The 22,134-nt window shown below is 55.6% G+C and carries 15 protein-coding genes; 13 read left to right on the top strand and 2 right to left on the bottom strand.

The genetic code is table 11. From position 1 onward, the window contains the following. The first annotated feature begins 40 nt into the window (after positions 1-40). The 7 genes from Mal15_RS20265 to Mal15_RS20295 all read left to right on the top strand — a co-directional run bounded on the left by Mal15_RS20265 (position 41) and on the right by Mal15_RS20295 (position 4,074). Positions 41-247: a hypothetical protein gene (locus tag Mal15_RS20265; protein WP_095736772.1), complete on the top strand. Its 207-nt coding sequence runs from the start codon at positions 41-43 to the stop codon at positions 245-247. A 183-nt stretch (positions 248-430) separates the two neighbouring features. Beyond that, complete coding sequence (locus Mal15_RS20270; RefSeq protein WP_147869425.1) at positions 431-652, top strand: molybdopterin converting factor; 222 nt, start codon at positions 431-433, stop codon at positions 650-652. 191 nt (positions 653-843) lie between these two features. Further along, positions 844-1,767 (top strand): hypothetical protein, encoded by a 924-nt coding sequence (locus Mal15_RS20275; protein ID WP_147869426.1) that lies wholly within the window; start codon positions 844-846, stop codon positions 1,765-1,767. Positions 1,768-1,840: 73 nt separating this feature from the next. Then, positions 1,841-2,341 carry a hypothetical protein gene (locus tag Mal15_RS20280; protein ID WP_233903562.1) on the top strand — a complete coding sequence of 167 codons (501 nt, stop codon included), beginning with the start codon at positions 1,841-1,843 and terminating at the stop codon, positions 2,339-2,341. Continuing rightward, a complete protein-coding gene (locus Mal15_RS20285) occupies positions 2,338-2,994 on the top strand; it encodes a ThiF family adenylyltransferase (protein ID WP_147869428.1) in 657 nt (218 codons plus the stop codon). Before Mal15_RS20280 ends, Mal15_RS20285 begins: the two co-directional genes overlap by 4 nt. A 47-nt stretch (positions 2,995-3,041) precedes the next feature. Next, positions 3,042-3,452, top strand: a complete 411-nt coding sequence (locus Mal15_RS20290) for a hypothetical protein (RefSeq protein WP_147869429.1) — start codon at positions 3,042-3,044, stop codon at positions 3,450-3,452. 214 nt (positions 3,453-3,666) lie between these two features. Then, complete coding sequence (locus tag Mal15_RS20295; protein WP_147869430.1) at positions 3,667-4,074, top strand: hypothetical protein; 408 nt, start codon at positions 3,667-3,669, stop codon at positions 4,072-4,074. Between the two features lie 973 nt (positions 4,075-5,047). On the opposite strand, the gene Mal15_RS20300 is transcribed toward Mal15_RS20295, so the two are convergent. Both Mal15_RS20300 and Mal15_RS20305 read right to left on the bottom strand, forming a co-directional pair. After that, the gene (locus tag Mal15_RS20300; protein ID WP_147869431.1) at positions 5,048-5,356 is read right to left on the bottom strand and encodes a hypothetical protein; all 309 of its coding nucleotides are present in this window, start codon (positions 5,354-5,356) and stop codon (positions 5,048-5,050) included. A gap of 524 nt (positions 5,357-5,880) precedes the next feature. Next, a complete protein-coding gene (locus Mal15_RS20305) occupies positions 5,881-6,924 on the bottom strand; it encodes a Shedu anti-phage system protein SduA domain-containing protein (protein WP_147869432.1) in 1,044 nt (347 codons plus the stop codon). 150 nt (positions 6,925-7,074) lie between these two features. Here Mal15_RS20305 and Mal15_RS20310 point away from each other — a divergent pair, with 150 nt between their 5' ends. From Mal15_RS20310 to Mal15_RS20335, 6 genes are all read left to right on the top strand, one after another. After that, positions 7,075-7,767, top strand: coding sequence for a hypothetical protein (locus Mal15_RS20310; protein ID WP_147869433.1), 693 nt, complete (start codon positions 7,075-7,077; stop codon positions 7,765-7,767). Positions 7,768-8,022: 255 nt separating this feature from the next. Continuing rightward, entirely contained in the window at positions 8,023-8,352 is a 330-nt protein-coding gene (locus Mal15_RS20315; protein ID WP_147869434.1) for a hypothetical protein, read from the top strand. A 144-nt stretch (positions 8,353-8,496) separates the two neighbouring features. Further along, the gene (locus Mal15_RS20320; protein ID WP_147869435.1) at positions 8,497-11,397 is read left to right on the top strand and encodes an FG-GAP-like repeat-containing protein; all 2,901 of its coding nucleotides are present in this window, start codon (positions 8,497-8,499) and stop codon (positions 11,395-11,397) included. Positions 11,398-11,975: 578 nt separating this feature from the next. Beyond that, a complete protein-coding gene (locus tag Mal15_RS20325; protein ID WP_167546928.1) occupies positions 11,976-17,630 on the top strand; it encodes a M60 family metallopeptidase in 5,655 nt (1,884 codons plus the stop codon). Between the two features lie 669 nt (positions 17,631-18,299). Then, positions 18,300-21,563, top strand: coding sequence for a DISARM system SNF2-like helicase DrmD (gene drmD / locus Mal15_RS20330; RefSeq protein ID WP_147869437.1), 3,264 nt, complete (start codon positions 18,300-18,302; stop codon positions 21,561-21,563). 146 nt (positions 21,564-21,709) lie between these two features. Continuing rightward, positions 21,710-22,069, top strand: a complete 360-nt coding sequence (locus Mal15_RS20335; protein WP_147869438.1) for a four helix bundle protein — start codon at positions 21,710-21,712, stop codon at positions 22,067-22,069. Positions 22,070-22,134: the final 65 nt, after the last annotated feature.

Consider the following 22,134-nt stretch of genomic DNA (forward strand, 5'->3'; position numbering starts at 1 on the left):
TTTTCGTTCCTTACCCACACCTCTTTGGAGAACCCTTCCGATGCTTCAAGCAGACCTCTATCGCAGTGTTTCTCGTGCGACGGGTGAAACCGTCGCCACCATCAAGCGTCTCGGCTTTCTGATCGCCGATCCCGACATCTCGATCAGCGACCCGGAAGCCGAGGATCTCGGCCCCCACGTCATCGACTGGGACGCATTTCATGCCGCACAGGATGACATCAATGCGGAGTTGTCTTTCGAGTTCTAGTTGCCGTGGTTCGGGTTGCCATCGATCGCAACCAGGAATCACCACCACCCGCGATGACCGGCGGTGCGCCCAGCGTGCCGCCGGTCATCGTTTCTTTCGTCGTGGCCGCCGGCGGGTTCGCAAAACACGCGAGCGGTCGGCCGACACGGCACATTCCAATCCCCCCCAGAGAAAAACCAATCCATGAAAGTCCTACTGATCAACAACGACGGTGCCGGTTTCGCCGACTACGTCGACGTGCAAGACAACACTTCCGTCCAAGACCTGTTCAACCAACGCATCGGAGCTGCCCGGGAATCGAATTATCTGATTCGGGTCAACCGTCTGCCGGTGCCCCGCGATCAAATTCTGCAGGAAGGCGACCGCATCTCGATCACACCGACCAAGATCGAGGGAGCGTCGTGATTCGGGCATCAGACCCGGGGCACGCCACCAATCCGAGGCGGCCTGCTTGCAGGCGTGACCGTAGACTCGATCGCAAGCAGGCTCGAAAGCGGTACCAGATCGCACAGAAGGTTTTGGCGGCGGTTTGCAATACCTCGCCACGTCGCCGACTGACGCCAATCTCAACGGATTCCCTGCAGAGGCTCCTTCGATTGCAGCGACTCGAACCGGTCGCCGTCTCACGCGGCTGGCTGCTTGCGGCAAATCGTCTGCATCGCGAATTTGCCGTGACGTTGAAGTCCCTCCGCGAGTCGATTGATCAATCACTGGTTTCGATGGCCGAAATCGTCGAGCCCGGCGTCCGGTGTGAATTGCCGGAACTCATCGGCGACTTGGCGGCGTTGGAAGCTGACTTCGAATCCGTCGAGCTGAATGTGAAGAACGGCACCGTCGGCGTGATCACCGAACCGATCGAGCTGGAAGGCGTGCTGTTGGGACCGTTCAAGATCGAGTTTGAAATTCGCTACCTCGGTCAGTCCACTCCCTACCGCGTGATCGCGACAGATCCGCAGCCTGCGGTGAGCTGTGACTCAACCACGCACCCCCACGTACAGTCGGAAGCGCTCTGCGAGGGCGATGGTCAGCAACCGATCAAACACGCTCTCGCCGACGGCCGTCTGTACGACTTCTTCCTGATCGTTCGCCAGATCCTGCAGACCTACAACCCCGACAGTGCCTACATCAGCCTCGGCGACTGGTTCGGCGTGGAATGCGGCGATTGTGGTGCGAACGTCGACGAGGACGACACATGCCGGTGTGATCGCTGCGGTCGCCGCACGTGCAGCGACTGTAGCTGCGGCTGTGAAGCGTGCGACGAGTCGTTCTGTCACGACTGCACATCGATCTGCGAAGGCTGCAGATCTTACTACTGCAACGGTTGCATGGAATCGTGCGACCGATGCGGGGAATCTTTTTGCAAACACTGTTTAACGGAGAACCAATGCGATGATTGCCTTGACCAAGAAACGAACGAAGAGCGGTCGCAGGAGCCGACCGAGACGCCGGCAGAAGCTGAGCAGGAGTCCAACCCTGAGGTTCAGCCCCTACGCCTGGGCGAAACTGAAGTTCCTACGTGACTTCGGCGGCACCGAGGTCGGCGGATTCGGAATCAGCAATGCCGACGACTTGCTGCTCATCGAAGACGTGGTGATGATTGATCAGGTTTGCACACCGGTTACGGTCGAATTCGACGACGCGTCGGTGGCCGACTTTTTCGATGACCAGGTCGACGAGGGACGCTCCCCGGAGCAATTTGCCCGGATCTGGATCCACACCCATCCGGGAAGCTGTCCGTCTCCCAGTGGGACCGACGAAGAGACGTTTGAGCGCTGCTTCGGCTCGGCGGACTGGGCCGTGATGTTCATTTTGGCCCGGCACGGAGCCACGTACGGGCGTCTGAAGTTCAACACCGGCCCGGGAGTCGAAACGCAATTGCGGCGGAAGATCGACTACTCGGCCCCCTTTGCCGCGACCGATCACGACCTATGGTCGACCGAATACGCGCGCCGTGTGACCGTGTTGGATCCGTTTGCGATGCGGCACGGCACTCTTCCGGACAGCAACCCGCGTGAGTTTCGACCAGATTCGCCGGACATGGGAGCATCCTGGGAAGACAGTCTGTGGCATGCCAGCGAGTGGGTGGCTTCATGAGCGGGCCGGCAGATCGCTTTACGCGGCAATCCGGGCTGGTCCCTCGGGAACGCCTTGCAGGCCGCAGGGTCACCGTCATCGGAGTCGGTGCCGTCGGTCGCCAAGTCGCAATGCAACTCGCCTCGATCGGAGTACCAAGGTTGCAGCTGATCGATTTCGACCAGATTGAGCTGACCAACGTCACGACTCAAGGTTACCGGCACGACCAGATCGGCCAGCCGAAGGTGGGGGCAACGGCTTGCGATTTGCGACTTGTGGATCTGTCGATCGATGTCACAGTCGTGAAGGACCGGTTCCGGCCGCGGCAGGACCGCGGCGAAATTGTCATTTCGTGTGTCGATTCGATTTCATCACGGGCCGCCATCTGGCGCTGCGTGAAATCTCGCTGCGACCTGTGGATCGACGGCCGGATGCGTGGCGAGGTTGTCCGAGTGCTCGCGTCGGATGATCCGAAACACGACGAGCACTACGAAACGACGCTGTTCGCGGCAGCGGAGGCCCACACGGGAAGCTGCACCACGGCCAGCACCGTCTACGCCGCCAGTCTTGCGGCATCGTTGATGGTCCATCAGCTGGCACGCTGGCTACGGGGCATTACCGTCGAACGCGACCTGAGCGTCAACCTTCTCGCATCGGAAATGATGCCCACCTAGCGATCAATCCCCTTCGCTGAACCATTCACTCAAACCATGGAGCCCCCATGAAACTATCAATCAGTGTTTCCGGTTCGCCCTGCCGGGACGGAACCACGACGACCTGTTCGGCTGAATTCCAGCTGGACAAACTCGACGCCGATGCGGAGTCACGGCTTCACCAAGCTGCTCGTCACTGCATCGACGCCGTTTCCGGGCGTGCGATTTCGTCCTCTCAGGCAGCAGCACACAGCTCGGGCCGACGTGAACGTCACGACACATCCGGCTCGGCTGACGGCAGTCCCCGCTTGGCAACGGCAAAGCAAGTCGCCGCCATCCGGGCGATCGCTCGCCGTAAACGTGTGGATCTCGATCACGTGCTTCAAGAACGTTTCGGGGGCGCCGAAGTTTCAGCACTCTCGATTCGCCAAGCCTCCAGCCTGATCGGCGAGTTGAAAGAATCCCGGGACGCCGCATAGCGTCTTCGCACTGCGTCCCACTCCTTCGCGGAAAGGAAATCAAACATGGAACCCGTCCACATAGTCGTTTTCACACTGGCATTGGCATTGACCGTAACGGCCTTGCTCTTGCTCCAGTCGAAAACACAGATTCGAGGGTTGCGGCAAATCCTGAATCATTTACTCCACAACCAACCTCAAAAACACGAGGAGGGCGATGAGAACAAATTTCGCCATGATCTCGACAATCACGCTCCTGCCCCTGCTGCTGAGCGGATGCAAACGCGAACCACCGGTCTTGACCGGTCGTCAGGTTGAGCAAGTCTTCGACGCCCAGGAGCGAGTGCTTGATCAGCAAGAAATACTCAGCCAGGGCCGAGACGAGCTCGAATCGGACCGCCGGCACTGGTCCGAACGCGAACGCAGAGACCCGATCATTGCCAAATCGATCGAAGCAGTAGGCATCCTATTCGCGTGTTGTCTGCCGCTTGCCCTGATCCTGTTGCTGCTCGCCAAAGGCAAGGTCGAGCAGATCGAAGAAGACAAGGCCAATCCAGTACTTGTCGAGATGCTTTCGACCGAATCCAAGCGTCTTCCCCAGACGTCGCCACGATCAGATCAAGTGAACCTACCGGAGCGTTAACTCCTTATCACGAGGACTCAAACACACCCCGCCGGATTCGTCCGGCAGGGTGTTTGGGCGGGAATCGAATCATTCGAGCCACGCCGGTCAATTTTTTAGCCCCCAGCCGGGCACCAGTTTGTTTTCGTCGCATGGGAGATGCAGGCCGAAGCGACTTAGGGAATCAGGGAATCAGCTTCGACGCGGAGGGCTAGGTCCATAGGTAACTGTCGATGTCGTAACAAACGGTTCGCAAACCGCGCGTGTCCAAAGTTTTTGGTCGATAGGGCCGCATCGATCTAATGCAGTTGGACACAAATTCGTTCCCAAACTCGTGGAGACCGGCCGATGAATTATTCCGTTTGTAAATCCTATGTGCGTGGTCGATTTGACGGATTCGTCGATGGCTGGGAATACTGCCTCGCAGACGGGTCGGTGTGGAGAATCATTGAGCCGATCTACCTGATTCGCAAGAAGACAACACCATCTGCGTCAGTGTATCGCATCGATGACCAATACTATCTCAGAGTGAGGGGGATGCCACACGCAGTCGAAGTTGAGCCAGTCTGCCTGCCGCGATGTACACTCGAAAAACCGATTGGCCCCAGGGAATACGATGGCCCCCGGCAGCGTTCGGCAATGCGATCAGTGATTGAAGCAATCGTTGAAACACGGTGTCTATGCGATGATCTGCCCAGTGAGTACGTCCAGTGATCGAACGCGATCCCCGAGCCGCTGCGACCGCACAAACTACTCCGGCGAGCAGTGAACGCATCGGCATCCAGTTTTGGCGATGAATTCAGTAGAAGCCGTAGGGTGCTTCACCCCCTACGCCTGCCCCCTGCAGCAGCGTCTAGAAGTCAGTTGGATCGTAGAACAAGGCGTTGGTCGGGGCTGACGACGCCTCGGTAGCACGCTGCGACGTGCCGACCAAACTCCGTTCCGCAATGGCAAGCTGAGTATTGGATTGACTCATTTACTTTCCAAGGCTGATTCAGCCAAGATGGAAAAGACAGACCGCCAGGACATCGTGAACGTCGGCCGCTTTCGCGACGCCTGCTTCAACGTCGACGCATGATTTCCAGAAAACAACACAACCTGCTTTGTCCGGGAGGTGGAATTCGTCGTGCTGTAAGCCGGAAGGCGAACTGAAATCCGAAACGCCCGCGATGCTACAATCCGTCGCGGGCGTTGTCGTTAATATCCAGCGTCGCAAATCGCCGAACTGTCGGCTACCTTTATGGCCGCCATAGTGGCTCAATCCAATGCCGGCATCGACACCGCAAAACTCAGTCGAAAACATGCGACACTATGCACTCAGAGCGTGCTCCGCCGTCGGCTGCCGGAGCAAGCTGGCCCAGTGGATCAAACTCACATCGGTCCCAGCACCGCCGGCTTTTCGGGCATCTCGAAAATGCGTTGGGTTTGTCCATCCTAGGCTAATGAAGGACAGTTAGTAAGAAGATTTAGGAGGTAGGAAAATAGACCAGAAACCAGGCCCAACGTAGCTGTCCATTTTCTTACCTCTAAAAATCTTCCTGCCCATTTTCATTGCCCCATCCTCGTAGGAACGGCAATACAATGGGGCCAAAACAATTTCAGGTTGTGATCATTTTGCGTCCATCTGTTTTGCCCGTCGTTCATTGCGCATTCGTGCAACACACACTGGAAATCCAGGTCGCGTCGGTTGCATCGACCCAATACGCGACGCTCAAGGCTGAACTAACATCTGTAAGGTGAGGGGGCGGACACCGACGCGCCGTAGCGTCTATCCCCAATCTACTCCGGCTTTCTTAAACGGTAGACTTGCCGAAGTCGATCTAGTCGTTAGAACGGCGGTTGATCATCCTCGTCAAGTGGCCTGTCCTTGTTGGTTTTGCTTTCTTCCCCTTGCGGTTCGCCTTGCTCTGAACTTGCCATCACAATTCGTTCGGCGCGGGCCAGCACATGATCGTACGTCAATATCGTTAGATTGTGATACTGAGAGTTAAGAAGCCGGAAGGCTTCATTCTTGTCATCGTCCCAACCAGCGGACCGCCCAAAAATCAGTGTGGACCTTGGCTTTACCGTTCGAACACCTTTCATCCGTTTCGTGAACTTGGCGCTGTCCGCTTGTTGTTCGCATTCGAAATTGTAGCGAGCAACCTGAGTTATCGCCTTCACGAGTTCCTGCGAAGGGACATAGTTACCGTGATCACGTTTTGCGTTCCAAAATTGGAGTGAGCCGTCCGGACGTTTGATCTCGATAATGTCCAGAAAACCGTCAAAACCTAGCATGAGGTAGTCCGCAACGTTTCCAACATCGATCCTGCGATCATCGAGGACTCTGACGAAATCGCTTCCAAGTACCCAACTATTTTCTTCGAACCAGCGTTGCCAGTGATCTCGCTCATTGAGATCTTCATCTAGCATCCGTTTGAATTGCCCAATTGCATCTAAGCGTCTCCGGTGATTCAAGGCAGCATCGAGGTCAGCGGTAATCAATTCGTTCGATACGATGAAGTCAACCAGTTCGTCTTTGTCGGGAATGGCAAAGAACTTGCCCATCTGCTTCGCGTTGTCGTCGGAGAAGGGCTCCTCCAATGGAATAAATGCCTTAACTCCTTGGCGGAACGGCTCGTATTCGGTCCGCAGGAAGTCGATAAGCGCCAGGAATTCATCGTTTTCGAGGGTCAAGACACTTTTTGGCTGCGCGCTCTCCGGCTCTGGTTTGGCGTCAGCGTGTGGTCGCTTTTTGAACCTTCCAATCTTTAGTTTGATGTCCTCGCGACCGCTTTGATGGTAAATCTTCCAAAGTGTTGCCTCCGAATAAACAGAGCTTCCTTTCCTTGACCTCAGCACATTTGACTTTCGGCCGTCAATACTATTCACTCGGCAATTACCCCACGATATGTAGATGTTAAACTCAACCTACCAGAATTCAGGCGACATCTCGACCATCTGTCCGGGGGTGTCATGTGCCCAGTTATATTGGGCGATTCCCAACACTGCCATAGAAGGGCATGAATAATGGCTGGCAAAATGAACCCTCCCAAAGAATCTTCTGGTGACCTCGCGCACGCAGCGACTCGCGGCGCGTTAGGTGCAATCCCTTTCGGCGGTACTGCTGCTGTCGAAATCTTCAACCGGATCGTTGCACCGCCGTTGGAGCGCCGACGGGATGAGTGGAGAAGACGGGTAGGCGAGCGTCTCGACGCGCTCGAACAGTCCGGTAAAGTCGACGTGGACTCCCTTCATGAGAACGATGTATTCGTCACAACTCTGATGCATGCCTCTCACGCGGCGGTGAGGAATCACCGCGAAGAGAAATTAAAGGCTTTGGGGAATGCGGTGCTCAACGCAGCTTTGCCAGAAGCCATCGACGAGCATCTCCAACAAATGTTCATCCACTATGTCGATGAATTCACGGTGTGGCACATTCGGATCCTCCATCTTTTCAACGATCCCGTCGCATGGTTTCAAATCCACGAAGTGCAGCCGCCAACCTCCGTTGTCACTGGAAGCCTCAGCAAGTTGGTCACGTCGGCGTATCCAGAACTGTCAAACCAACACGACTTCTACGAGCTGGTTTGCAAAGACCTAAGCGACAGGAAGCTGTCAGGTGGTGGCTCAAACCTCCACATCCAGATAGGCCCGGACGGCATGTGGCGATCGCATACTACCGAGATTGGCAAGCAATTTATCAAGTTCATTTCTGATCTTCCCGCAGACTAAGCTTGACCGAATGGAACACAAACAGACAAAATTGGAAATTGGGGGACAGTGTTTGACGGATATCGGGGGACAGGGCACTTCGGAGGACGACGCCAGTCTAGCCGGTTTGATGATTTTGTGCTTTGCCACAAGTTGCGCTCTCTCAGAGCCCGCTTGAGACGACGACCGCATGAATTTGTGAGCCATCTGTCGAACATGAATGCGGCGTCAAGGTGATAGCTCATCAGTTGACTCACCCGATCGACTCGGCCTGCCATGCTACCAAAAGCCGCTTCGGACCTGTCGATCAAGGTGCGCCAGGCCGCCCGTTCGATTTCTCAACGAATCAGGGTCGGCGGAATATCACTCGGCGTCGCCTCTCGTTTGCTTGATGCCTTCAGCCGCATCGTCCAGTCGAAGCTGGGTAAGGTTCGGCTAATCGCGGCGTTTAACAGAAACGCCATAAGGCACGAGTTGAAGGAGACCGACACGATTTTCGAGCATCATTTGCGCACACCGGTGGCCGACGCCGGGGGCACTGCCGGTGTTCAGTGGGATGTCGGCGCAATCATTGAGCCTGGTTGTCGGCACCGTTGTTTGCGATAAACTAGGCAGATTGCGAATGGGTGGCGGTGGACCCCCACAAGCGAAAAGCTCCAATTGAGGATAGAAATTTTGGCAAGCAACGTGTGGCGGAGGCGTTTTCGTCAGAAGGGCAGTTGTCGATTTGAACGATTGGAATGCCGTGTCATGCTCACCGCGAGTATTGAGAGTGACAATGACGGCGTGCAATTTGGCGAATTCCGGATCGGGCAACTCGATGCATTTGCAACGATTGAAGTCGTAGGCGGACCTGCAAAGCTCGACGCGTGGATCGATTTCAATCGCGATGGCAGTCTGTCGGGGCAAGGAGAGCAGATTGCAGATTCCGTTGACGTGAATAACGGATTGAACCTGATCCAGTTTGACGTTCCGCCAAACGCTGTAGCTGGTGAGGTTCAGGCAAGGTTCAGGATAAGCACGCTCGGCGATCTTGGGGTTTCCGGTCCAGCTCCCGATGGCGAAGTCGAGGACTACCTTGTCCAGATTTCTCCTAACGTGTTGTCAAGCGGCGTCTTTTCGTCGATCAAGGATGTCACGCTGGAAGCTGATAGCGCCCGTAATGTGTTCGCTGCTGATATCGACTCCGACGGCGACATGGATCTGGTTGGTGCGAGCGACTTGGATGACGCCTTCGCTTGGTACGAAAACAACGGCGAAGAGGAATTCGTACGGCACGTGATTTCATCGGTTTCAGATGGAGCATGGGATTCGCTGGCCATTGATCTCGATGGCGATGGAGATGTCGACATCCTTGGTGCATCCCGAGAGGACGACACCGTTGCGTGGTTTGAAAATGACGGCAACGAACAGTTCTCTCGGCGTGTCATTTCTGATTCGGTTGACAACGTATTGACGATCACGACAGCCGACATGGACGGTGACGGCGATCTCGATGTGATTGCGGGTGGTCGCGAAGCGAATACCATCTACTTGTACACAAATGACGGGCAGCAGAGCTTCGCTGAGTCCGTCGTTTCATCTTCGGCAAATGGTGTGGAAACCGTAGAGGTCGCCGATCTTGACGGGGATGGCGACCTGGACGTTCTGGCGTCGTTGGTTTTTGCCAATGCACTCGTTTGGCTAGAAAACGATGGGGACCTTGGTTTTACCCTGAGGACGATCGACTCGAACACTGCCGGTGCGAGCTTCATCACCGCGGCTGATCTCGATGGGGACGGCGATTTGGACGTGATCGGCACCGGCACTTATGATGACAAACTCCAATGGTTCGAGAACCAAGCAAACGGGACATTCGCCGCGCGTCAAATTGACAGTGGTACCGGTCCTCTCACAACGAGTGTTCCATTTGATGTTGACGGAGATGGGGACATCGACATCGCGGTTTCATCCCCGCGAGAAGGTGGAATCGCTTGGTACCGAAACGACGGAAGTCAACAGTTTTCCCGAATGGAGATCAGCAAAGACGCAAGCTTCGTTTGGCACATTGATGCGACGGACCTGGATGGCGATGGCGATCTCGATCTGATCTCAAGCTCGCTGCAGGATGATCGAGTCGCTTGGTTCGAGAATCTGAATTTTGATTTTGGCAATGCGGGCTCTCCGTATCCCACGTTGTTGGCCGACGACGGTCCGCGTCATGTGCCCATAGGACCGAGGCTCGGACAGCGAAGAGACGATGAAGTTGATGCAATCCAGGCTTTCGGACAAGATAACGATGGCGTGACGGTACCGGTATCGCTTTTAACATTTGAAATGGAAGACTCTGGCAGCAGCCTGCTGGTGGATTCGTCGGAACCGGGTTTTGTCGATGCCTGGATTGATTTCGACGGGGACGGAAGGTTTAGTGCTGAGTCAGAGAAAATCGCAAGACGATTTCCCGTCAGTGCTGGTAAGAATGTGGTTGGCATTTCCATTCCATCCGGCTTGCCCTCCGGCGATGCGACTCTGAGGATTCGCATCAGCAGCGACGGTGACCTCGGTCCCAACGGTGTCGCGGCTGACGGTGAAGTCGAGGACCACGCTATACGGATATCAGACCTGCCCAACCTTGCTGTTCGGTCCAACGCCGGATTGGAGTCACCGGACCTGCATTTTGAGGGGAATAGTCTGGTTGTTCGGCTTGATGACGCGGTGCTTTTCCGTGGGCCGTCAGGCTCACTTGCGAGCTTCGCTATCGAGCCATTTGATCCGAACTTCCAGCTGGGGATTGACCTGCCGACATTTAGTGAGGTCGTTGGGCTGCTGGATCGGATCGGCCAGCACCCGCTGCGATCGATTCAGCTCACTGGGGGCAGTGGTAGCATCGCACTGAATGAGATGCTCAAAAGTGAAATCCTCCAGCCAGCCAAACTCGATCTCGGCGAGTTCAACGCGATTTCGCTTCATATTCAAGGTTCGGATTTTGATGCAAGCTCGGGCGAGACTGTCATTGAGGTCAGTGGAGAGTCAGACGACTCACTTGTTTTTGGTGATCCGAGCAATTGGCAGTTCGAGGCGGAACTCCAGAACGGTGTATTGTCACGAAACGTTCGCATGGCAAATGGAAACGGCGTAATCGTCCTGCAGCAAGACTGGAAGGCTTGGCAGAATCCGCTACGGTCCAGCGATGTGACTGACGATGGAGAAATTTCGCCACTAGATGCATTGTTGATCATCAATACGATCGCTCGGAGTGCCTATGTGAACACGGGCACGAATCAGTTGGTATCTCCTACTACGCTGGTTGATTGGCCCGGTATCTATGTCGACCAAAACGGCGACGGCTTGATCTCGCCACTTGACGCGTTGAGAGTGATCAACGAGATCGCTCGGATCGAGTACGACACCTTCTCGATGGTCGACTTCCTTCGTTCGCCAAGTGGTTTGAGCGAACGTACCTCTGTCGAGCCAGAGCATGAAGTACGGATAACGCAAGAGTCTATAGGCCAAACGAGTCAGGAAGCGGGGGAAGCTGCAGGGCAGACCTGGCTCTCACTCGTTGACGAAGCCTACGCCGCCGAAAGTACTTCACATGACGATGGCGGAGAAAGCCTGCAGAATTGGCTAGGCGGCGAAGACCTCAAGCAGATTCTCTCCAGCGATCATTAGCGACCTCAGCAATTCGTCAGGCGGTCGCAGTTCAATTCATTACGGAGGGGCTGACAGTCGGAAAGGTCGCCTAACTAATCAGCCAGACTTGCTCAGCGACGTTCGCCATTCATAGCCGCCGTGATGGCCGTTTGGAGTTTATCCGCCTCGGCGGTCTCGTTTAGAAACCAATCGATTGACCAGATCCGGTGAAGCTCCCAGCCACGCGCCCGAATGACTTCGTCGCGCAATCGGTCTCAGTCGGCTATGGACTTGGCGGAATGGTGCGTCGCTCCGTCGCATTCCACGCCCAAAATAGATGACCAGCTCCCGTTACGTCGCCGGACGCCGGTGTCGGTCAAAAGGCCGGCAGCTCGAATCCGGCTCGAACCTCGTGCTTCATTGTCAATCACGGATGCGGCTCGTGGCCCCGGGTTTCTGCAGAGGGCCCAGAGTCCAAATTTAGCAAAGCGTGCCGTCCTCGGGAACTGGTTCCTCTCCCCTCACCCTTCAACTATGATTGGCCGCCAGTATGCAGGGTGCCAGCACACCCGTTAATGAGCCCCTGGAGCTATTTGTTATTCGGCCACGAGAACGAAATGAAGCCAACCACGATTCGTGCATGGCGAAAGGTTGCACTTGAACAACTTGAGACTCGCATCGCGCTTGCTTCAGATTCTGGATTGGGGATTTACTACGAACGCTACGACGACATTCCCGGAGCATCGGTCGCGGATCTCGTCGCAGCAGAGGCGTTTCCCGACTCTCCGGACGCTACGGCGGTTCTTGACCAGTTCGAGGCACCCGAAAACGTCGGAGACTTCTATGGCTTTCGCATGCGAGCACTCTTGCATCCCCCGAAGACCGGTCACTACACCTTTTGGATAGCGTCTGGTGATGGCAGTGAACTGCGTTTGAGCACAAGTGACAGCGAGCAAGACTCCGCTTTAATCGCGAGTGTTCCTGGATGGACACTGCCCCGAGAATGGGACAAATACGCTGAACAGCAGAGCGCGTCTGTGTTTCTAGCCGCAGGCCAAGAGTATTACATTGAAGCTAGGGTGAAAGAATGGTACGGGGGAGACTACGGTGCGGTAGCTTGGTCGGGACCGATCGTCGGCGCTCCCACAATCATAAGTGGCGGCTACCTATCGCCAGTGGGCGCTGCGATACCCCAGCCAACTGACGTGTTGGTCGATGACATCGCCACGACTGCGTCTGGACAAGCCGTCGACTTCAATGTCCTGCTCAACGATGTTGACCATTCTGGTGGCGGCGACTCGCGAACGATCATTTTGGGTTCCGCCGAAAACGGACAGGTTACAGTTGTTGACCACGGAACCGTGCGATATTCGCCAAACGCGGGCTTCGCCGGAATTGACTCATTCAGCTACACGGTCACCAAGGACTCCGCAGTCATAGGGCAAGCGACCGCAACGGTTTATGTCAATGCGATTCTGGAAGAGTCCGCGGTGCGAGCGAAACTGCTCGATGGGGTGAAAAGTCTCGTTGACGCCGTGCAACCGGGAGAAATGGTTGTCTTCGGCCCCACTGCTCTGAGCGTCGCGAATTACCCGGGAAAAGGCTTGGACAGCCCCATGATTGCCGCATCCACACTCGGCCAAGGTCGCGTCGTTGCGGTTTCCGACCATCAGTGGCTGTTAATGGGGCAGTACGGAAACGACCCTAGCATGAGGGCCTTCTATAAAAATGGACTCAGCTGGCTTGCCCAATCAGAGGCTAAAGAAATCTCGATAGTCGTTTACGCTGAAGATCCGAACCGCCAGGCTGTGGTCGATGAAACGCTCGAATGGCTGGAATCGGAGGGATACTCGAATGTCACTACAGCTAACAACGCAGCGTTAGCTGATGCACTTCAAACTGCGGACTTATTCTTGACCAACTGGATGGGCCGGACGGTTCCGCCGGAGGTCGTTTCAACGCTCGTGCAGTTCGCATCAAATGGTGGAGGTCTGTTTCTCGGCGATTACGGTGTTGGGTACGATTGGTGGTGGAACAAAGAGACGACCGAGATCCCTGGCAACCAAATTCTTCGTGCGGCAGGAATTGGCTACGTAAAGGATTCCCCCAACTCAGGTGCACAGGCCGTATCGCCGGCGGTCGGACGGTTTACCAAAGATGATCTCGCAGGAGTTCTTTCCGGCGAACGTGCAACTGTCGATCCGGAAGCCATTCGGGAAGTTTTTCGAAAGGTAAATGAAGTCCTCCCTGAATCTGACACGCTGCAAAAGACGCTCGACCGGTTGGCCATGGAGCTGGTAATGTCGGTTTCGCCGACGCCCTCGTCTCCGGTGACCGACAGCATTGACAAGATGCTTCTCGCTCGCGAAATGGAACTGTTGTTGCAGTTGCCTGCGGAGGAAATGCCAGCACACCGCACCGCGGCATCTGTCTATGGAGAAATTCAAGCTGGTGCACCTCGCCTGACTGAACAAACCGTTTCTCTGCCGACGAATAAGTCGGGGTGGGTCGCGACGGGGTTCTACGCCGCCCCTGGCGAAACCGTCGAGATAGACTTCCCGGTGCAATTGGTCAACAAAGGATTCAGCGTCATCATTGGAAGCCATACCGACTCGCTTGACAAATATGCAAGCACTCGCGCCGGCCAGTGGAGGCGAGTCCCGTTCGGAACGTCAATTCGTAGAGAAATCGATCAACCGCGAATGAAATTGGCAGCCCCGATGGGCGGATCGATTTTTGTCGACTTTATAGGGAATGGGTGGGGAGAGCCGCTGAACATCGGAAATGTCGAGATCACCGTGCATGGGGCATTGCGCACGCCAAGCTTCACCCTTGGCGACACAACTGACGAAGAATGGATCAATGACGTACGCAACCAACCGGGGCTTTATGCGGAATTCAACTCCGAGCATCTGGCTTTTTCGGTGCCGGCGTCATGGGTGCGGGATCTCGCAAATCCAACTGAATTGATGATGTATTGGGACGAAGTGGTGTCCTACATGGATTGGCTCGCTGGATATGATGACCTGCGTACGGGCCCTGAGAGAATCAACCTGGATGTCCAAATAAGCATCGGCCTACTCCATGCCGGCTACCCGATTCAGGGGCCAACCGGGTACGGTGACAGCATCGTCGATCTCGAGCATTTGCGATCAGTCGGGGACTGGGGATGGTTTCATGAATTGGGCCACGAGATGCAGTGGCCCGATAGTTTTCGCTGGAAGAATCCCTATACCTTCGATGGGGATTCTGAGGTTACGGTGAACATCTTCGCAAACGCAGCATTGGAGAAGATGGCGTCCGATTTTGAGAACGCGGAGTGGGGATGGTCCGCGATTGAGGAATCGGTAATGTCGGAGGCCGTTGAGCAAACGCACGCTGGAACTCCCGCGAGCTTTGATGAAAAAGCAAATCCCTATCCGTTCTATTACCAGCTGGCTGACGGTCCTTGGGGCTGGGAAGGCGTCGCATCGGTCTTGAGAACCTACGTCGACGATTTCGTCTCCGATCCTAGGGAATTGCCGAATTCAAATCAGGAGCGAAAAGACGAATGGTTGATCCGATTTTCGGAGTCTGTTGGCTATGACCTGACCAGCTACATGGTCGATCACTGGGGGCTCGAAGTGACACCGGCTGCCATCGAAATCGTCAGCGACATGAATTTACCTGGATGGCTTCCGATCACTGCTGGGCGAGATCGCTATCTGCGATTCGAGCATTCTTCCGCCGAGATTCCCGTCGATCAAATTGCTCGCACCCTCGACGGTGACTATACGGTCGTATCCTATTCACAACCTACGAGTGGAAGCGTGAAAGAGGATGGCAACGGAAACTTTAGATATGTGCCGGATCCAACGTCGGCGTCAAAAGAGTCCTTTTCCGTCAACTTGCAATCTTCGGCGGGCAACATCGTCAGTCTGCCGATCGATATTTCGGTTGCGCACGGGCGAGGCGTGCTGATGGAACGCTATGGCGAGATCAGTGGATTGTTGGTGGATGATCTGCTGAGTAGCAACCGGTACCCCGCGTACCCTTCAAGTTCAGAAGTTGTGCCGAGTTTCCAATCGCCTGCAATCAGCAAGGATCGATACGGCCTTAGGATGCGAGCTTACTTGACGCCGCCGACCACCGGAGCGTACACGTTGTGGATAGCGTCGGACGATCAAGGTGAATTGCATCTAAGCAGCTCATCTGCTCCGAACGATGCCCGAGTGGTCGCCTATACCCCATCTGCAGTAACGGCAGGCGAGTGGGAACGCTACGATGAGCAGCAGTCTCCCGCGATAGAGCTTGAAGCCGGCAGGAGGTACTACATTGAGGCCCTGATGAAAGAGCAGCACGGAAGAGATTTTCTGCAAATCGCATGGACGCCTCCAGGTGAAACGACACCTGCTATTATCCGCGAAGAATATCTGACACCGTTTGGAATCGTTGAAAACGAGAAGCCCGAAGCAGTGGACGACGTCGCCGTTGTTGATTGGAATTCCTCGATCGTCGTGGCGCCTCTGCAGAACGATCGCGATCTCGATGAATCCGACTCGCTAGAAATCATCTCAATCGATCAACCTGCCAGCGGAAACCTCGAACAGTTGGAGAGCGGGGAGTTTCGCTACACGCCCGCCTCCAATCAGTCGGGATCGGAGATCTTATCCTACACGATTAGCGATGGCGAAGGCGGGTACGATACCTCGACGTTACGTTTTGAGGTCGTCGCGCCGTCCGCATTGGGCCAGGTAAGCCTGTTATCTGAGCCGCTTGTCGGCTCTGCGGTGCATATCAACAGTGTCTTTGTTGAATCAACGACGCCCGCGCAACTTGACGGATGGATCGACTTCGATCGAAACGGCGTGTTTGATCATCCTGCCGAGCACATCGGGCAAGGTCAAAGCTTCACGCTCGAGAGCGGAGTCAACTTGCTACCGTTTAAGTCTCCAAGGATGGAAAACGGCGTTTCCGACGTGCGAGCAAAATTTGTTCTCAGCGTCATGGGCGACGTGAAGCCGAGTTCGTCGATGGGGGAGAGCGTTTTTCGAGAGTTCTATGTGCCGGCGGAGGATTCCGTTCCGCCCGATTTGTCACTGCAACTATCGATCCCGACGACCGTGAGAAGCAGCCAGAGCTGGAAAGTAGCTGATCATGGGAACTCGCTACGGATATTTGGGACCGACAACGCCGTATTTGAAATCACCGAACCTGCTGCTGAACTTGACTTAGATCTTCGGGGGGCAATTCCTGCCGTGTTCGTTGGCAAATGGGGCGCAAGCGAACCGATCATCCTTGACGACTCGACGAGCCACTCTCTGGTATCGCCATCTGGACGAATCACTCTGCGTAATGACACGCCCTGGACAAACCCAGTGCTGGCCTTTGACGTTAATCGAGATGGAGTCGTTACGCCAATCGATGCTTTGGGCGTTATCAATTTTATTGCAAGTCACCCGGACACCACGCAGCTTTCACCGCCCACGACGTTAAGGGGCTTTGCCTACGTTGATGTTTCCGCTGACCAGACTGCGACGCCGTTAGATGCGTTGCGAGTCATCAACCATATCGCAAGAACTTCGACCACTACTCAACAGTCGGACTGGAGCTCGCTCGTCACAGGCGTCAGCCAAATCGTCTGGTCGGGCGCTGCGGGCCCCTTGATCGATACCGCCGATAATTGGGTCGCGATTGCTTCCGGCGATGAGGACAGCTCCCCATTATCTGTCGTTGCCGCAGCGAGAGACTACGGGGCGGGAAAGATTGTTGCGTTGGGTCACGAGGGGCTGTTTGGTGCGTACACGATGCTCGACAACGCTCAATTCCTGAGGAACACATTCCGCTACCTCGGTGCCGACCAAAACAAGACCGTTGGATTTTCTACCGGTCATTCCGAATGGCTGAATTCGGTGGACCATTTTTCCGCGATTCAGGATGACTTGACGGGTGAAGGATTCGTCTTCGAGCCGGTCCACGGAGCACTGACGTCGCAGAGCTTGGCGAGCGTTTCCACGCTTGTGGTCGGGAATGCGTGGAGCGAGTTTGCACCGGAAGAAATAGAAGCAATCCGCAGTTTTGTCGAATCAGGCGGTTCACTCTTTTTGGGCGGTCTTGGGTGGTCGTGGAATTCTTATCACCCCGATCAGACAATGGATGACTACCCAATGATCGATATCGCAGCTCCTTTTCAATTGCGATGGCACGCGGAGAGCATCAGTGACCCGACCGACCAGCATCTCGGCCATGTGGTCTTTCACACCTTTTATCCCGAAGCGAGTTTCACGCAATGACCGCCCGCAGCAAGTGTTTGCTCCCGATGGGGCGCGTTGAGCTTGTCGTTTGCGGAAAGAAACATGACGCCCAGAACAAGAACGGCTTCAAGGAATGTCTGATGATTTGTTTCAGCGGTCCTACTTTCAATTGAGCCAAACCGTAGAGGCCCCGGACGCCTCCGTTTAGCTGGATCCTCAGGATTTCGCCGTCCCTCCACTCGGGATCGCCAGAATGTCGGTGTCGTTGAAGTCGTCGATAAGCCGCTTACACGTGTAGCCGAAATCCGCCGAAACAGCTCCCAGCTTCGCTGCGTAGCGGGCTCCTTGCGCCCGGCGGATAATAGATATTTAGCTCAATCGTTCAAACATGCTAACCGATAACGCCGAATGGGGGAGCGCGATTGTGTTAGATAGTGCGAGAGTGTTTTCGCAGACATATCCCACGGCGATCAATCCGCCATCACGGAGCACCGAGACGACGTCCAAGTAAAGTGTCATTCTCAAAAATCTTCTGCCCCGCCATTGGCAAGCATCCAGTTCAATCGATGAATCGCTGTGTCCGGTGCCTGCTACATCCCCCGATCGGATCGTGATAGACTTTGGGGTTCTTGGACGGTAGGGGCGTTACCGCAATGGGAGACGCATAGCACCTTAACAGACACATCTTGAGCTGGATTCGGCAGGCGAATGAATCACAACACGGAAGCGCTAACGCCCGGTCAAATCGCGCGGATCCGCCAACGGACCTATCTGGTCGAAGAAATTGTCAAACCGAAACGCGTCAAAGACAGCACGCTGGTACGGCTTTCGTGCGTTGATGACGACAACCAGGGTGCACCGCTGGAGGTTCTTTGGGAAAACGAGCTGGATCCTCAGATTCTAACGGGAGAGGCTTGGGAATCGATCGCGTCGAAGGGGTTCGATGATTCCAAGCTGTTCGCGGCGTATCTGAACACGTTGAAATGGAATTGCGTCACCTCGACCGACCCCAAGCTGTTTCAGTCCCCGTTCCGCGCCGGGATCCGGCTGGACGCTTACCAGCTTGAACCGCTCCGCAAAGCGCTGCGACTACCGCGCGTGAATCTGTTCATCGCAGACGACGTCGGCCTTGGAAAAACAATCGAGGCTGGGCTGATCGCTCGGGAATTGCTGCTCCGCAAGAAGGTCAAGGAGATCTTCGTCTCTTGCCCGCCGTCAATGCTCCTGCAATGGAAGGAAGAGTTGGAGGCCCGTTTTGGGCTGACGTTTGAGATCCTCGACAAGGACTACATGAAACGGGTCCGTCGCGAACGGGGGTTCGGCGTCAATCCCTGGAGCACGCACACCCGATTCCTGGTTTCCCACCGACTGTTGATCGATGAAGCGTACGCCGGGCCGCTTCGCGACCATCTTGGGACATTCCGCAGTGGATCGCTCTTTATTTTGGATGAAGCCCACCACGCTGCCCCTTCTAGCGGGCAGAAATACGCGATCGATTCGCAGATCACTCGGGCCATGCGGGACCTGGCGCCGCGGTTTGAACATCGGCTGTTTCTGTCGGCGACGCCGCACAACGGACACTCGAACAGTTTCTCGGCACTGCTGGAGATTCTTGACCCCCAGCGCTTCTGTCGAGGTGTGAAGGTCACCGACAAGCATCGCGACGAAGTAATCGTCCGGCGACTCAAAGAGGATATCCGCTCGATCCAAGGCGGCTTCCCCAAGCGAAACGTGGTGCAAGTTAGTATCGACGGTCTTTCCAAGGATGCCCCGGAGTTGCGTCTGTCACGATTGCTCGATGAATACCGGCAGACTCGCGAAGAACGGCTCAAAAACGAAACCAAGCGGAAACAAGCAGCTTCCGGGTTGCTGATCACGGGCCTGCAGCAGCGGCTGCTCTCCTCCATCGAAGCGTTTGCGAGAACGCTCAAGGTGCATCGCAAGACGGTCAAGCGGCAGTGGGAGAAGATGCAGGAGGAAGCCGGAATCGCGGAACCGGCAACGGCATCAAACGACCTGATCACCGGTAGCGTCGACAACGACGATGACCGTGCCACGATGGAAGAGTCCGAGCTTCAGGCCGAAGAGGACGCCCAGTTCCAAGCGGCGTCCGCGGCGACGATGGGGCCGCTGGAGGACATGACTGCCAAGCAGCTTTTTGCCCGGGAACAAGAACTGCTCGATGAGATGACGGATGTGGCTGAGCAAGCCCGCGGGCGCAATGACGCTCGGACCGACAAATTGATCGAATGGATTCGCAACAATATGTGTCCCGACCTGGGAAAGCAAGGTGCCAAGTGGAACGACACACGCGTGCTCATCTTCACCGAGTACGACGACACAAAACGCTACTTGGTCAGCAGACTCGAAGCCGCCCTTGAGAACAGTGATCAAGCGGGGAACCGGATTCAGATCTTTCACGGACCAACACCGCCCGCCAAACGGGAAGAGATCAAGCAGGCCTTCAACACCGATCCCCGCAAGCATCCGGTACGGATACTGATCGCGACTGACGCGGCACGGGAGGGTTTGAACCTGCAAGCTTACTGCCACAACCTGTTTCACTACGACGTTCCGTGGAACCCGAGCAGGATGGAGCAGCGGAATGGACGGATCGACCGCAAGTTACAACCGATGGACGAGGTGTTCTGTCACTACTTCGTCTACAAGCAACGCCCCGAGGACCGGATCCTACAAGTCCTTGTGCGGAAGACGGAGACCATTCGGGAGGAACTTGGCAGCTTGTCCCAGGTGATCGATGCGCGACTCGCGAAATCACTCAAACGTGGGATCGGACACCGATACATCGACGAGCTTGAAACGGAGCTGGAATCCGCGAACATCGACGACGGGCGCCGTGCTGCGATTGAGGACGAGTTGGAGGCATCTCGGGAGCGGCAGCAGGCGCTGCGTGAACAGATCGACCGACTTCGCACGCTGCTGGAAAACTCCCGCAAAAGCATCGGTCTCGAAGACACGCACTTTCAAGCTGCCATCTCCAGCTCACTGCATTTACTGGGCTCGGACCAGTTGGAAGCGACCGAGGATGGTGACGGCATCCATTGCTATAAGTTCCCGGCGATCGATGAGCGGTCCGGTGCGGACCCGACGTGGGTGGAGACGATGGATACGTTGCGTACCCCACGAAAGCGTGATCAAAAGCTCTGGGAGTGGCGACGCGAGTCACCGATCCGGCCAGTGGTCTTCAAAGATCCTGGCATCGTCGGTGATGACGTTGTGCATCTGCACCTGGAACAGCGGGTCGTCCAACGCCTACTCGGTCGGTTTACCGCTCAGGGATTCGTCCATCACGATCTATCCCGTGCGTGCTTCGCTCAGGCCACCGACTCGATCCCACGAGTCGTCCTGCTTGGCCGTTTGTGTCTGTATGGAAACGGTGCCGCGAGGTTGCACGAGGAATTGATCCCGGTCACCGCGCGCTGGTCGGATCCGAGTATCCGCAAAGGTCCGCTGTCGCCGTACGCGAAAGACGCCGAAGCCAAAACACTGGCACTACTCGACCAGTCCCTGCTTGAAACCGGCGGCATCAAACTGACGCCAGAGGTCGTGGGGCAACTCCAGCAAGCCGCTCCAGCAGACATTCGAGAGCTGCTGCCGTACTTAGAAACGCGAGGCGAGGAATACGCGGACGATGCGATTCAAAAACTTGCGGCTCGCGGCGCGGCGGAAGCAAAGGCGATGCGAGAGATTTTGCAGACACAACAGAAGCACATCGAAAACACGGTCAAGCGGATCTCCAAGCTCGATCCCCGCCAGATGCGACTCGACTTTGGGGAAGTGGAGGATGAACTCCTGCAGCTTGATGCCAACAAGCGTTACTGGGCAAAACGCCTGGAGGAAATCAGAGAAGAACTCAAAACGGAACCGGACCGAATCGAAGACCTGTACTCGGTTATAGCCCGCCGCGTGGAACCAGTCGGGTTGGTGTACCTGTGGCCGGTGACGGGGTAGTTGTTAGTTCTCGGTTGTCAGTTTTTAGTTGTCAGTGGTGCAATCACTGGTTAAATGAGTCACAGAAGTCAGAAGGCTACTCAGCGGTCCGCGCTAATCACTGACAACCGAGAACTGAGAACTCACAACTTCACTTGGGGGCAAAGATGGCGAAGCGAGATTTTCGAGAATTGATTGTTTGGCAGAAGGCGATGGAGATGGTGACCGAGATTTACAGGGAAACGAGGGCATTTCCGAAGGAGGAGGTCTACGGGCTCACGAGTCAGTTGCGCCGGGCGGCTGTGTCGGTCCCAAGCAATATCGCAGAGGGACAAGGAAGACTGACGAAAGGTGAGTTTCGCCAATTCTTGGGTAATGCTAAGGGATCGCTCGCCGAAGTCGAGACGCAAATCCTGATCGCAGCTAACTTGGGCTACTTGAACGCGTCCCAACCACTGATCGACCGAGTTTCAGAAGTCGCAAGGCTTCTCAACGGCCTGCTCCGATCACTGACAACCGACAACTGAGAACTTACAACTCGCTCTCATGGCCAAGTCACCTGAAGAATACGCACACCTTGAATGGCTTGGGT

Origin of the sequence: Stieleria maiorica (genome assembly GCF_008035925.1) — a bacterium.
GTDB classification, from domain to species: Bacteria; Planctomycetota; Planctomycetia; order Pirellulales; family Pirellulaceae; genus Stieleria; species Stieleria maiorica.